Raw genomic sequence first — 13,737 nt, 5'->3', positions numbered from 1 at the left:
CGGTCGGTGCTCCCCTTCCCTACGCATGCTTGCAGCTCCCGCAGGTCGCGCCGGAATGGCGCCTCTGCGAGCGAGATCCCCGATGGATAGTGACGTCCTCCCGTTCGTTCGTATCAGCGGTGTATCCGCCGCCCTGGGATCGTTGATCTACGCGGTCGGCGACGTGCTGTTGCTCGCGCCGAAGGTCGGCCCGACCAGCGGCGCCCCGCTGGCGATCGACACGGTGTCGCGCCCTGAGCTGCGGCGGCGCGCGGCGCTCCTGGCCAACCTCTCCATCCTGCCGCCGAGGCGGCTGATCTGGGGCGGGCTCCTCGGCGTGTTCGCGGCGCCGCTGGTGCTCGCGGGCGTCTTCCAGATCTACCAGGGGCTCCGCCCGGCGGGCGTCGCGTGGGCGCTGCCGCCGGCGCTGCTGTTCGCGTACGCGATCGCGATCGGCCCGTTCGTCCACGGCTCGTTCATCTACCTGGGCGAGACCGCGCAGGCGCTCCGCGCCGGCGGCCCTACCCGCGAGGCGCTCTTCCGCAGCTTGCAGCGCCAGCACGGCGTGATGCAGCTCGGGTATGCGGTCATCTTCCTCTGCACCCTCGTCGCCTCGTTCTGGTTCTCGGCCGTGGTGGCGAGCGGGCGCACCGCCTTCCCCGCCTGGATGGCCGCGGTGAACCCGGTCGTGGCGACGCTGGCCTGGCTCGGGGCGAAGCGGGCGCTGCCGCAGCGGGCGCGGGACTGCACCGAGGGCGCGGGGTTCAACATCGCCTACGTGATCTTCTTCGCGCTGACCACGGCGACGCTCTGGTAGCGACGGCAGAACAGGCGCCGAGCTTCGCGCCAGCGCGGGGCTCGGGCGTGGCCGGCGCGGTGATCGGGGTGGTGAGGACCGTCAAGGATCAAGGGCGTAGAGGACGCCGAGGACGACAGTGTCGTGGCTACGGAATGGGCCTCGATGGCGGTTCAAAGGGTTCACTCCCGTCCGGCCAATCGCTCTTTCACCTCACGATGGGCGAAGGCCCCCCTTGTCCTGCCCGGTCGTGCGGTGAATCTGCGCCCGCCCCGCCCCCGGGGGCTTGCACCCGACCGTGCAAACGATCCAGGGGCGAGCCAGAGCGGCCCGGCGCAGGCGGCCGCCCATGGCTCAGGGCGACGCGGCTCGCCCGGGATGAGCCGCCGCGGCGGGGTCCGGCCATCTAGAGGGCTACCGGCATGTCCGTGCACCTCCGCATCGTCCGAAAGCCCCGTCCAGCGCCGCGCCCTGCCGACGCGCCGCGCCCTGCCGACGCGCACCCCGCCTCGCTCGACTTCCTGTGTGGCCTGCACGCCCGGAATCCCGCGGCGGAGCGCCGCCTGGTCGACGCGTACGCGGGGCTCGTCGAGCGGATGCTGTTTCGCATCCTGGGCGACGTCCGGAGCCTGGAGGACCTGGTGCAGGACGTGTTCGCCCGGGTGTTCTCCCGCATCGACGACGTGCGCGAGCCCGAGGCGCTGAAGCCCTTCCTCATGAGCGTCACCGTGTTCGTCGCGCGCGAGGCGATCCGCAAGAGGCGGCGGCACCGCTGGCTCGCGTTCTTCGCGAGCGACGAGCTGCCGGAGATCTCGGCCAGCGTCGATCCAGAGGCCCGGCAGGGCGTGCGCGCCTTCTACCGCGCGCTGGAGACGCTCGACCCCGACGAGCGGCTGGCCTTCACGCTGCGGTTCGTCGAGGGCCAGGAGCTCGCCGACGTGGCCGCCGCGTGCGACGTGTCGCTGGCGACCGTCAAGCGCCGGCTCCACCGCGCGGAGCTCGCGTTCGTCGAGCGCTGCAAGAAGGACGACGTGCTTGCCACCTGGCTCGCGGAGGGCGACCGATGGACGTGAGGACCAAGGACGTCGCGGCCCTGGGGCGCCGGGTCGCCGCGCACCAGGACGCCGCGCTCGAGCGGCTGGCGCGGCCCCCGGCCGAGGAACGGCTCCAGGGGATCTACCGCAAGGAGGCCGCGCTCTCGCTGCGCGGGAGGGCGGCTCCCTCCCGGCGGCGGCTGGGGATCGCGCTCGCGGCGGCGTGCGCCGCCGCCTTCGCGCTCGTCTTCGCGTTCGCGCTGCCGCGGCCGGGCGACCCGTTGACCTACCGGGTCGAAGGCTCGCCGGGCGCCCTCGGCCGGTGGGTGGCCGCGGATGCGTCGCAGGTCGGGCTCGACTTCTCGGATGGGTCGCGCGTGGACCTCGCGCCGGGGACGCGCGCCCGCGTGACCGAGGTCGGCCCGCTGGGCGCGGGCGTCCTCCTGGAGCGCGGCTCGCTGCACGTGCGCGTCGTGCACCGCGGCGACACCCGGTGGGTGGTGGCGGGGGGGCCGTTCGAGGTCCACGTGATCGGCACGGAGTTCGACGTCACGTGGGACACGGAGGCCGAGGAGCTCGCGGTCTCGATGATCGCCGGCCGGGTGCGCGTCCTCGGCCCCTGCGTCGAGCCGCCGGGGCGCGCCGTCGCCGCCCCCGGGTCGGTACGGCTGACGTGCGCGGCCCCGCGCGCCGCCGCGCCGCAGGCTCCGCCCCCGGCGATCGCTCCGGAGGCGAGCCCGCCCGCTCCGCCCCCCGCCCTCCTCCCGGGCGCGAGCGCCGCGGCGCCCGCTCCGCTTCCCCCGCCGCCGGTCCGCGCGGGGGCGCCCCCGGCCGAGGCTCCCTCCGGCAGCTGGCGCGCGCACCTCGCCGCGGGGAAGCTCGGCGAGGCGCTCGCGGACGTGGAGCTCCTGGGCATCGACACGGTGCTCGGGCGCGCCAGCGGCGCGGAGCTGGTCGATCTCGGATCTGCGGCGCGGTTTTCGCGCAAGCCGGACGTCGCGGCCCGGTTCTACGAGGCGGCGCGCCAGCGGTTCGCCGGGAGCGACGCGGCGGCCGCGGCGGCGTACCACCTCGGCCGCATGGCGTTCGACGGGCGCGGCGCGTGGGCGGAGGCCGAGCGCTGGTTCGCCGTGTACCTCGCGGAGCGGCCCCGGGGCGCCCTCGCGCCCGAGGCGCTCGGCCGCTCCCTGGAGTGCGCGAGGAACCTGAAGCTCCACGCGCGCGCCCGGGAGCTCGCCGCGCGCTACCTCGCGGCCTACCCGAACGGCGCCCACGCCGGGCTCGCGGCGACGCTCGCCGGCGGGGCCGATTGAGCCTGCGCCCGCGGAGGTCACGGGAGGCGGCCCGGCCCCGGCGGAGCTCGCCGGCACCGCGCGCCGTAGGCGCCGGGCGCGTCGCTGGCGCTCGACGCCTCGCTCCGGATCTGGCCCTCGGCCCGGGTCGGTGTCGGGCTCCTGGCGGACGTGCCGGTGGTCGGCCCGACGATCGACGCGCCGGAAGGTGAAGTCCGCTTTCGCTCCACGCTCCTCGGCGCCGAGCTCGTCCTCGCGCCCGTCTCGAGGAGCGGTCGTGTCGGGCTCGTCCTCTCCCCCGGCCTGGGTCTCGGCCACGTGAGCGCGTCCGGAGACGCCGATCCGCCCTACGTCGACAGCGACGAGTCCACGTTCACCGCGATCGTGTATGGCCGAGCCGAGGCGCGTTTCCGGCTCATCGATTCCCTGGCTCTCACCGCGGGCGCGCTCGGCGGCGCGGCGATCCCGCCCGTCGACATCCGGTTCGTGGGACGGGTGACCTCGACCTTCAGCCCGCTCGCGTCGCTCTCGCTCGGCGTCGTCGTCGAGCGGTGAGCCGCCGGCACGACACCCTGGATGCCGATGGCCATGCGATCGTCATGGGAGCGGCGGTCAGCGAGCCGGTTCAGGGCGGCGCGTGACGCCGAGGGCGTCGCCCCGGCAGGAGCGACCGGACCGAGCCGCGCTGGCTCAGCGCGACAGCGGCGGACTGCCGATCGAGCAACACCCCACGCATCACACATTCCCTTGAGCCATGTTGTTTTCCACGATCCCTGGCGTCGAGTCGGTTGGGCACCAGGGTTTCCAAAATAAACTGGCAAACCGAGACATCGTTTTGCAAAGGGTCACAGGGTCGCAGAGACGATGTCGACGGGTGCGCTCCTGTCCGGTCCATCGGTTTTTCGACATCGCGACGTGCGAAGTCCCTTTTCCTCTCCGTCGGTTGTGCAATGAAGTGACGCGCCGATGCCGCTCGTCTTTTTGCCCGACGATGTCCGGTTGTTCTTCCGGGGCGACACCGACGCTGACCGGCTCGCGGCCCGGTGGCTCGGCGCGACCACCCCGGCGGAGGCGATCGTGGTGTCCGAGGCGGGCCGGGTCGAGCGGAGGGCGGGCGAGGCCGCCCCGCTGCTCGACGGCGTCGCCGCGCTCGCCAGGATGGCCCGGGACGACCTCGGGCGGGCGCCGCCGTCGGTCGCCGCGTGGAGCCTGGCGAGCAAGCTGGCGCTCGACCTCGTGGTGCGCGAGCGGGTCGTGCCCCGCGTCACGCCCGGCGACGGCGGCGGCGGCGGCGTGGAAGCGCGCTGGGCGGTGTCGCTCGCCGCCCCGGAGGACGCCGCGCGCGTCGCGGCGCTCGCCCGCGCGATGCCGCCCGCCGCGCACGCGGTGCCTGCGGCCGCGCACGCCGAGCCGGCCGCCGCGGGGCGCGGGCGCCCTCGGGCGACCTCCGCCCCGGAGGTCTGGTCCGCCGAGGCCCTGCTGCGCGCCTTCCTGGACGCCGTGGCCGACGCGCTCGCGCGCGGCAGCGCGACGAACCCCCCGAAGCCGCCGCAGCGACCGGCGCGCGCGCCCTGGGAACACCGGCTGGTCCTCGCCTTGACGGGCGACCGGCGCTCCTTCGCCACGGAGGGGCTCGCCGAGCGCGCGCTCGCGGCCGACCTCGACGCCTGGGTCCGGCCGGCCCTCGGCGCCTGCGACGCGCTGCGCGCCTGCTTCCGGCTGGAGCTGCCGGAGGGAGACCGCGGCTTCGCGCTCGGGTTCCTGCTGCAAGCCACGGACGATCCGAGCCTGCTCGTGCCCGCCGCCGACGTGTGGAAGGCCAGGGGGCGCACGCTGAAGGCGCTCGGGCGCGCGTTCTCCGACCCGCAGGAGGCGCTCCTCGGCGCGCTCGGCACCGCGGCGCGGCTGTTCCCGCCGATCGGGCGCGCCCTCGGCGAGGCGAAGCCGGAGCGCGTGGCCCTCGATCCCGCGGAGGCGTGGGCGTTCCTCGCGCAGGCCGCCCCGGCGCTGGGCGAGGCCGGGCTCGGCGTGATCGTGCCGGCCGAGCTCCTCGGGTCAGGGCAGCGCCGCCTGCGCCTCCGCATGCGCGTCGGCGCCACGCGCCGCGCCGCCGGCGTCGTCGCCGGCAGCGCCGGGCTCGGCCTGGACGAGGCGCTCGACTTCCGGTGGGAAGCGGCGCTCGGCGACGAGGCGCTCTCGGCGCGCGAGCTCGCCGCGCTCGCGCGGCAGAAGTCGCCGCTCGTCCGGCACCGCGGGGCGTGGATCGTCGTGGTCCCCGAGGAGCTCGCCGAGATCCAGCGGCGCCTCGAGGCCGGCGGCGGGCGCGTCCCGACGCGCGAGGCGCTGGAGGTCGCGCTCGCGGGCGAGGCCCAGGTCGACGGCGTGGCCGTCTCCGTGGTCGCCGAGGGGGCGCTCGCGCAGGCGATCGCGCGGCTGCGCTCGGGCGCGGAGCGCGCCGCCGCGCCGCCGGAGGGGTTCGCGGGGACGCTGCGCCCGTACCAGGCGCGCGGCGTCGCCTGGCTGCAGACGATGGCCGGCCTCGGCCTGGGCGCGTGCCTCGCCGACGACATGGGCCTCGGCAAGACCGTGCAGCTCCTCGCGTTTCTGGTCGGACGGCGGTCGGCCGCGCCCGGCGACGCGCGCCCGACGCTGCTCGTCGCGCCGACGTCGGTCGTGGGCAACTGGGAGCGGGAAGCGGCGCGCTTCGCCCCTGCCCTGCCCCTCGTGCGGCACTTCGGCGAGGGGCGCGCCCGCTCCGCCGAGGAGCTCGCGGCGCGCGCGTACGGCGGCGACGGCGCGGCGGGCGGCGCGGCGAACGACAACGGCTATGCAGACGACGACGGCCGCGCGGGCGGCGCTGGCGGCCCGAACGGCGCTCGCGCCGCGCACGGCGCGCTCGTCATCACCACGTACAGCCTCTTGCGCCGGGACGCCGCGATGCTCGCCGGGGTGGACTGGGCGGCGGTCGTGCTGGACGAGGCCCAGAACATCAAGAACGCCGCGTCGCGCACCGCCAGCGCCGCGCGCGCGCTCCGCGCCTCGCACCGCTTCGCGCTCACCGGCACGCCCGTCGAGAACCGGCTGGCCGAGCTCTGGTCGATCCTCGAGTTCGCGAACCCCGGTCTGCTCGGCCCCCTGGAGGCGTTCCGGCGCGCCTACGCCGTGCCCATCGAGCGGTACGGCAACCGCGAGGCGGCGGAGCGGCTCCGGCGCGTCGTCGGGCCGTTCTTGCTGCGGCGCGTGAAGACCGACCCCGCCGTGGCCGGCGACCTCCCGCCGAAGGACGAGGCCAGGGTCTACTGCACGCTCACGCGCGAGCAGGTGACGCTCTACCAGGCGGCGCTCGACGAGGCGATGCGCCGCATCGAGGAGGCCGAGGGCATGGCCCGGCGCGGGCTCGTGCTCGCGCTCCTGACGATGCTCAAGCAGATCTGCAACCACCCCGCGCAGTGCCTCGGGGAGGCGGGGCCGCTCGCGGGCCGGTCCGGCAAGCTCGCGCGCCTCACCGAGATGCTCGAGGAGGCGCTCGCGGCCGGGGATCGCGCGCTCGTGTTCACGCAGTTCCGCGAGATGGGCGACCGGCTGGTCCGGCACCTCGCCTCGGCGCTCGACACGGAGGTCGCCTTCCTCCACGGCGGCACGCCGCGGCTCGCGCGCGACGAGATGGTGCGGCGGTTCCAGGACGAAGCGCGGGGGCCGCGCGTCTTCGTCCTCTCGGTCAAGGCGGGCGGCGCTGGGCTCAACCTGACGGCGGCGAGCCACGTGTTCCACTTCGATCGCTGGTGGAACCCCGCGGTCGAGGACCAGGCGACCGACCGCGCGCACCGGATCGGGCAGCGGCGCGCGGTGCAGGTCCACAAGCTCGTCTGCGCGGGCACCGTGGAGGAGAAGGTCGACCGGATGCTGGAGCAGAAGCGCGATCTGGCGGCGCGGGTCGTGGGCCAGGGTGAGGCGTGGATCACCGAGCTCGACGACGCGGCGCTGCGCGAGCTGTTCGCGCTGTCGCGGGACGCGGTGGCCATCGCGGGCGAGCTGGACGACCGTGACGAGCCGGAGGGCGACCGAGGCGATGACAACCGCGTGCGAAAGGCGCGGCGCGCCGGGAGCCGGCGGCCGGGCGCGAGGCGCGCGCGGGAGGCGTCAACATGAGCTCGCCGGCGCGCTGGGTGCCGTTCCGCCGCGAGGCCGGGCCGAAGCCGCCGCCGCCAGCGCGAGGGATCCGGATGAAGCGGGCCGGCACGACGTGGTGGGGCAAACGCTGGGTCGAGGCGCTGGAGCGGATGGCGCCGGACGAGGCGGGCCGCCTCGCGCGCGGGCGCACGTACGCGCGCGCCGGGCGGACGCACGATCTGGAGGTGAAGCCGGGCCTCGTGGTCGCGCGCGTGACCGGCTCGCAGCCGAAGCCGTACAAGGTGATCCTCACCCTCGCGAGGCTCGACGACGCCACGTGGGCGAAGGCGATCGCCGCCATGGCGAAGCGGGCGAAGTTCGCGGCGGAGCTCCTCGCGGGCCGGATGCCGGACGATATGGACAGCGCGTTCCAGAATGCCGGCGCGAGCCTGTTCCCGGAGAGGCCCGAGGACCTCACCACCGCCTGCTCGTGCCCCGACTGGGTGAACCCCTGCAAGCACGTCGCGGCAACCCACTACGTGCTCGGCGAGGCGCTCGACAAGGACCCGTTCCTGCTGTTCGAGCTCCGCGGGCGCACGCGCGAGCAGGTGATCGAGGCGCTCCGAGCCGCGCGGGCCGGCGCGCCCGGCAAGCGGACCGGAGCCCGCGCCGGCGCTCCCTGCGCAGGCGACGCGCCGGCCATCGCGACGGTGACGCTCGGCAAGATGGCGGCGCGGGACTTCGATGCCTGGCGCGAGGCGCCGCCGGCGCTCGACGTGGCCCTGGAGCCCCCCGCGGCGCACGCGGCGCTCCTGTCCCAGCTCGGCGAGCCGCCGGGCTGGAGCGAGGAGCGATCGCCAGCCGAGCTCCTCGGCCCGCTGATCCGCGCGGCGTCCGAGCGGGCACGCGAGATCGCGATGGCGGAGGCGCCCGGACGCAGAGGCGGCCTGCGCGAGCGCCCCCTGCACCGCCCGTAGGAGCGCTAGCAGTTCCGCGCGGCCGTGGCGCTCGCCCGCGTCGCCACGGCGGCCCGCACCGCCGCCTTCTCCGACTCGGAGAGGACGACGTTCAGCTCGAGCACGTCGCAGTCGCCGCTCCGCTCCACGTTCACGCTCACCTGATCCAGGTCGATCCGCTCGTATTTCGAGATGACCTGGAGCAGCTCCTGCTTCAATCGCGGCAGATAGTCTGGCTCGCCGGTCGGGCGCACGCGCTCGCGCGCCACGATGATCTGCAGACGCTCCTTCGCCACGGCCGCCGACTTCGGCTGCGTCTTCCGGAAATAATCCATGATCGACATGGCAGATCCCCCTAGGCGGTCGCCGCCTGGCCGCCAAAAATCCGGCTGAAGAACCCCTTCTTGACAGGCTCCAGGAAGCGGTGCGGGCGCTCCTCGCCGAGGAAACGCTGCACCACGTCGAGGTAGGCCTGCGCCGCGTCGCTCGTCGGGTCGAGCACCACGGGCGTCCCGGCGTTCGACGCCTGGAGCACCGCCGTCGACTCCGGGATCACGCCGAGCAGCGGGATGCCGAGGAGCTCCAGCACGTCCTGGTGCGCCAGCATCTCGCCCTTGGCCACGCGCGCCGGCGCGTACCGCGTCAGCAGGAGGTGCGTCTTGATCGGCTCCTCGCCGAGCTCCGCCCGGCGGGTCTTCGCGTCGAGCAGGCCGAGCACGCGGTCCGAGTCCCGCACCGAGGAGACCTCGGGGTTCGTCACCACGATCGCCTCGTCCGCGAAGTACATCGCCATCTGCGCGCCCCACTCGATACCAGCCGGCGAGTCGCAGAAGATGTACTCGAATCCAGCGGCGCGCAGCTCGTCGAGGATGCGCCCCACGCCGTCGAGCGTGAGGGCGTCCTTGTCCCGCGTCTGCGACGCGGGGAGCACATAGAGGGTCTCGATGCGCTTGTCCTTGATCACCGCCTGGCGGAGCGTCGCCTCGCCGCGGATCACATTGACGAGATCGTAGACCACCCGGCGCTCGCACCCCATCACGAGGTCGAGGTTGCGCAACCCCACATCGAAATCGATGGCGATGGTCTTGTAGCCGAGAGCCGCGATACCGGACGCGAGGTTTGCGGTCGTGGTGGTCTTGCCGACTCCGCCCTTGCCCGAGGTGACGACGACTACCTTTGACACCAGAAACCTCCTTAGATGGTTCGAAAGACGTGGCTGTCCGACGGCCGAGCCCGCTCGGATGCCCGTCCTCCCGGCGTCCAGTCGGCGCCGTCGACGTGATGGGAGCTCGGCGTCCACCCGATTCCATTGAGGCCGGGGACGCGCTCGACTGGGTACGTCATCGCGAACCGAACGAACAACTTTTTCGCGGAGAAACTTCGGAGCTTAATCCGGTGCGAGGAACAGATCCAAGTTACCTACATGTAGGTACGCGCCCTGCGCGCTGTACGCCGCGCGCGAGACGCCAGGTCCCCGAGGTGGAGACGGCCCGTCGCTGGTTCGGTCGAGCCGCGCGACCGCCGTGCCTGTGAGCGCCAGAACGGCGGCGAGCTCCGCCATGCAATACTGCGGCGCGCATGACGCCGGGGCAGCGGATCGGACCGCATCACGTGGTGGAGCGGCGGGCGGGGGCGGGCTCCCTCGGGACCGTCTACCTCGCGCGGCACCTCGCGACAGGGGAGCCGGCGGCCATCAAGGTGCTGAGGGATCCGAGCGACGAGGCGCGCAGCCGGTTCGCCCGCGAGGCGCGCGCGCTGGCCGCGCTGAGCCACCCGCACATCGTCCGGTACATCGACCACGGCGTGATGCCGGACGGCGAGCCCTACCTCGTCATGGAGTGGCTCGAGGGGGAGGACCTCGCGGCGCGGCTCGGCCGCGGCCCGCTGGAGCCGGCCGCGGCGCTCCGGCTCGCGGCCACGGTCGCCGACGGGCTCTCCGTCGCGCACGCGCAGGGCGTCATCCACCGCGACATCAAGCCGCAGAACCTCTTCCTCCCGCAGGGCGATCTCGATCAGGTCAAGATCGTCGACTTCGGCCTCGCGCACCTCCACGACGCGACGTACGCGCTGACGCGCGCCGGCCAGACGCTCGGCACCCCGTCGTTCATGCCGCCCGAGCAGGTCACCGGCGAGCAGGAGATCGACCCGCGCGCGGACCTGTACTCGCTCGGGTGCGTCCTCTTCGCGTGCCTGACCGGCCGGCCGCCTTTCGCCGCCGCGCAGCTCGTCGCCACGCTCGCCAAGGTGGTGTTCGACGAGGCGCCGCTGCCGAGCTCGCGCTGCCCGGGGCTGCCGGCGGCGCTCGACGCGTTCGTGGCGCGGCTGCTCGCCAAGAAGCCCGCCGCGCGGCCCAGCAGCGCCGTCGCCGTCGCCGAGGCGCTGCGCGCGCTGGAGGTCAAGGTCGCCGGGCCGGCCTCGTCGAGCGCGCCGGCCTCGTCGGCCGCGCTCACCGGCCGCGAGCGGCGCGTCGCCAGCGTGATCCTCGCGGCCAACGTGGGCGACGTCGGGCGCGGCCTGCTCGCCGCGGACCTGCTGCGCGACCGGACCGCGCCGCTCGGTGACGCGCGTGACGCGCGCGACGCGGACGACGCGCGCGCGCTCGACAGCGTGGGGCTGACCGCGCAGGCGCTCCGGCAGGTCGTGACGCGGCACGGCGCGCAGCTCGAGCTGCTCGGCGACGGCTCCCTCGCGGCGGTCGTCCCGGGCGCCGGCTCGCCCACCGAGCTCGCCACGAGCGCCGCGCGCTGCGCCCTGGCGCTGCGCGGGCTCCTGCCGAGCGCGCGCGTGGCCCTCTCGACGGGCTGGGACGAGATCGAGCGGATGCAGCCCATGGAGCAGGTCATCGACCGCGCCAGCGCGCTGCTGGAGGGCCGCACGGGCCGCGAGGGCCGCGCGGAGGGCCCGGCCGACGGCGCCCCGCCGATCCTGCTCGACCCGATGACCGCGGCCCTGCTGAGCGACAGGTTCGAGGTCGCGCGCGACGACGACGGGCTCGTCCTCGTCGGCGAGAACGAGCCCGCCGACGAGGCCCGCAAGCTGCTCGGAAAGCCGACGACGTGCGTGGGCCGCGAGCGCGAGCTGCTCCTCCTCGAGGCGACCTTCGACGAGTGCGCCGGGGACTCCGCGGCGCGCGCGGTGCTCGTCACGGCCGGCGCCGGCGTGGGCAAGTCGCGCCTGCGCCACGAGCTCGTGCGGCGCCTCGGCGCGCGCGCGGAGCCCGTCGAGATCTGGACGGCGCAGGGCGACTCGATGCGCGTGGGCGCGCCGTTCGGGATGCTGGGCCAGATCGTCCGGCGCGCCGCGCGGCTGCTCGACGGCGAGCCGCTCGAGGCGCGGCAGCGGAAGCTCGCCGCGCGCGTCGCGGCGCACGTGCCGGAGCCCCTCCGGCGGCCCGTCGCCGAGTTCCTCGGGGAGATGGTGGGCACGCCCTTCCCGGACGACGACAGCGTGCTGCTCCAGGCGGCGCGGCAGGACGCGAAGCGCATGGGCGACCAGATGCAGTGGGCGTGGGTGGAGTTCACCCGCGCCGAGTGCGCCGACCGGCCGGTGCTGCTCGTCCTCGAGGACCTCCACTGGGGCGACCGGCCCACGGTGGAGTTCGTCGACGCGGCGCTCCGGCTCCTCGACGACCAGCGGCTGATGGTGCTGGCGCTCGCGCGCCCCGAGGTGCACAGGGCGTTCCCGGCCCTGTGGGAGGCGCGCGCGCCCACCGAGCTCCGGCTGAAGGAGCTGTCGCGCAAGGCGTGCGAGAGGCTCGTGCTCGAGGCGCTCGGCCCGGCCACGCCGGCCGCCGTCGTCGCGGAGCTCGTGGGGCGCTCCGCGGGCAACGCCTTCTTCCTCGAAGAGCTCGTGCGCGCGGCGATGGAGGGCCGCCCGGACGGCGTCCCCGAGACGGTGCTCGCGATGACGCAGGCGCGCCTCGCGGGGCTCGTCCCGGAGGCGCGGCGGCTGCTCCGCGCCGGCAGCATCTTCGGGGAGGTGTTCTGGCGCGGCGCGGCGAAGGCGCTGCTCGGGGCGCCGGTGGACGAGCCCGAGCTCGACGCCTGCCTCGCGGACCTCGAGCAGCGCGAGCTCGTCACGCGCCGGCCGGACGCGAAGTTCCACGACGAGGTGGAGTACGTCTTCCGCCACGCGCTCCTGCGCGACGCGGCGTACGAGATGCTGACGGACGACGATCGCTCGCTCGGCCACCGCCTCGCGGGCGCGTGGCTCGCGCAGGCCGGCGAGACCGACGCGATGGTGCTCGCCACGCACTTCGAGCTCGGCGAGGAGCGCGAGCGCGCCATCAACTGCTACCGGCGGGCGGCCGAGCAGGCGCTCGGCGGGAACGACTACGCGGCCGCGATCGAGCGCGCCGAGCGCGCGGTCGCGTGCGGCGCGGCCGGCGAGGAGCTCGGGGAGATCGCGACGATCGAGGCGGAGGCGCACCGCTACCGGGGGGACTTCGCCTCGGCCGAGCAGCACGCCGTCGCGGCGATGGGGGCGCTGCCGGAGGGGAGCATCCGCTGGTACCGCGCCGCGAACCTCGTCGCGCTGGCGGCGTGCCCGCTCGGCCACGAGGAGACGGCGACGGGGCTGGCCAGGGCGCTGTGCGAGCGCTGGTCGGAGCGCGGGGCGCGCGGGCCCGAGGTCATCGTGATGGCGCAGGCGGCGAGCGGGCTCCTGGTCCTGCGGGGCGAGTGCGAGGACGCGGCGGCGCTGTGCCGCCGGATCGACGCGGTGGCCGAGCGGTTCCGGGCCGATCCGGCCGTGAGCGCGGCGGTCCTGCGCCTCGGCGTGCACCGGGCGATCCTGGCGGGGGATCTCGGCACCGCCCGGGAGCGCTGCGAGGCGGCGGCGCAGCGCTTCGCGCAGGCGGGCGACGCGCGCATGGCCTGCAGCTCGCGCAGCAACGCCGGGCACCTCTGCAACGAGCTCGGCGCGTACGCCGAGGCCGCGGTCCTGATCCGCGCCGCGCTGGCCGACGCCGAGCGCCTGGCGCTCGCGAACACGGTGGCGCACGCGAAGGAGAACCTCGGCCGCGCGCTGCTCCACCTCGGCGCCCTCGAGGAGGCGCGCGCCCTGGAGGTCGACGCGCGCCGGCACTTCGTGGCCGCCGGGCAGCGGCGGCTCGAGGGGGGCACGTACATCTACCTGACCGAGGCGTACCGGCTCGCCGGGGACCTCGCCGCGGCCGAGGCCGAGGCGCGCCGGGCGTGCGAGCTCCTCGCCGACCTCCCGCCGCTGGCGCCCTGCGTGCTCGCGACGCTCGCGAACGTGCTGCTCGCCCAGGGGCGCGCCGCCGAGGCGCTCGGGCTCGCGCAGCGCGCCGCGGAGCTCGCCGCCGCGGCCGTGACCTCGCTGGGCCACCTCGAGACGGGCGAGTCGCTCGTCTACCTGGTGCACGCGGAGGCGCTCCAGGCCTCGGGCGACGCGCCCGGGGCGCGCGCCGCGATCGCGCTCGGCCGCGACCGGCTGCTGGAGCGCGCCGCGAAGATCGCGAACCGCGCGTGGCGCGCGAGCTTCCTCGAGAACGTGCCCGAGAACGCCCGCACGATCGAGCTCGCCCGCGCGTGGCTGGGGTAGCGCGA

The 13,737-nt window shown here is 75.3% G+C and carries 9 protein-coding genes; 7 read left to right on the top strand and 2 right to left on the bottom strand.

The window, feature by feature from the left end; all coding sequences use genetic code 11:
• Positions 1-82: 82 nt before the first annotated feature.
• From WME89_RS20730 to WME89_RS20705, 6 genes are all read left to right on the top strand, one after another.
• Positions 83-796, top strand: a complete 714-nt coding sequence (locus tag WME89_RS20730; protein ID WP_438010854.1) for a DUF6796 family protein — start codon at positions 83-85, stop codon at positions 794-796.
• 401 nt (positions 797-1,197) lie between these two features.
• On the top strand, positions 1,198-1,848 hold the full coding sequence (locus WME89_RS20725) for an RNA polymerase sigma factor (protein ID WP_438010853.1): 651 nt from the start codon (positions 1,198-1,200) through the stop codon (positions 1,846-1,848).
• Complete coding sequence (locus WME89_RS20720; RefSeq protein ID WP_438010852.1) at positions 1,839-3,122, top strand: FecR domain-containing protein; 1,284 nt, start codon at positions 1,839-1,841, stop codon at positions 3,120-3,122. Before WME89_RS20725 ends, WME89_RS20720 begins: the two co-directional genes overlap by 10 nt.
• 156 nt (positions 3,123-3,278) lie before the next feature.
• Positions 3,279-3,656 carry a hypothetical protein gene (locus WME89_RS20715; RefSeq protein WP_438010851.1) on the top strand — a complete coding sequence of 126 codons (378 nt, stop codon included), beginning with the start codon at positions 3,279-3,281 and terminating at the stop codon, positions 3,654-3,656.
• A 411-nt stretch (positions 3,657-4,067) separates the two neighbouring features.
• Positions 4,068-7,250: a DEAD/DEAH box helicase gene (locus tag WME89_RS20710; protein ID WP_438010850.1), complete on the top strand. Its 3,183-nt coding sequence runs from the start codon at positions 4,068-4,070 to the stop codon at positions 7,248-7,250.
• Complete coding sequence (locus WME89_RS20705) at positions 7,247-8,188, top strand: SWIM zinc finger family protein (protein ID WP_438010849.1); 942 nt, start codon at positions 7,247-7,249, stop codon at positions 8,186-8,188. Before WME89_RS20710 ends, WME89_RS20705 begins: the two co-directional genes overlap by 4 nt.
• Positions 8,189-8,193: 5 nt before the next feature.
• On the opposite strand, the gene minE is transcribed toward WME89_RS20705, so the two are convergent.
• Both minE and minD read right to left on the bottom strand, forming a co-directional pair.
• Positions 8,194-8,511, bottom strand: coding sequence for a cell division topological specificity factor MinE (gene minE, locus WME89_RS20700; protein ID WP_438010848.1), 318 nt, complete (start codon positions 8,509-8,511; stop codon positions 8,194-8,196).
• Between the two features lie 11 nt (positions 8,512-8,522).
• Positions 8,523-9,350, bottom strand: coding sequence for a septum site-determining protein MinD (minD, locus tag WME89_RS20695; protein ID WP_438010847.1), 828 nt, complete (start codon positions 9,348-9,350; stop codon positions 8,523-8,525).
• Positions 9,351-9,745: 395 nt separating this feature from the next.
• Here minD and WME89_RS20690 point away from each other — a divergent pair, with 395 nt between their 5' ends.
• Positions 9,746-13,732 carry a protein kinase domain-containing protein gene (locus WME89_RS20690; RefSeq protein ID WP_438010846.1) on the top strand — a complete coding sequence of 1,329 codons (3,987 nt, stop codon included), beginning with the start codon at positions 9,746-9,748 and terminating at the stop codon, positions 13,730-13,732.
• The last annotated feature ends 5 nt before the right edge of the window (positions 13,733-13,737 follow it).

It is taken from the genome of Sorangium sp. So ce321 (assembly GCF_051530195.1).
Lineage (GTDB): Bacteria > Myxococcota_A > Polyangia > Polyangiales > Polyangiaceae > Sorangium.
The sequence above is the reverse complement of the archived record's forward strand: the minus strand, read 5'-3'. Positions and strand labels throughout refer to the sequence as shown.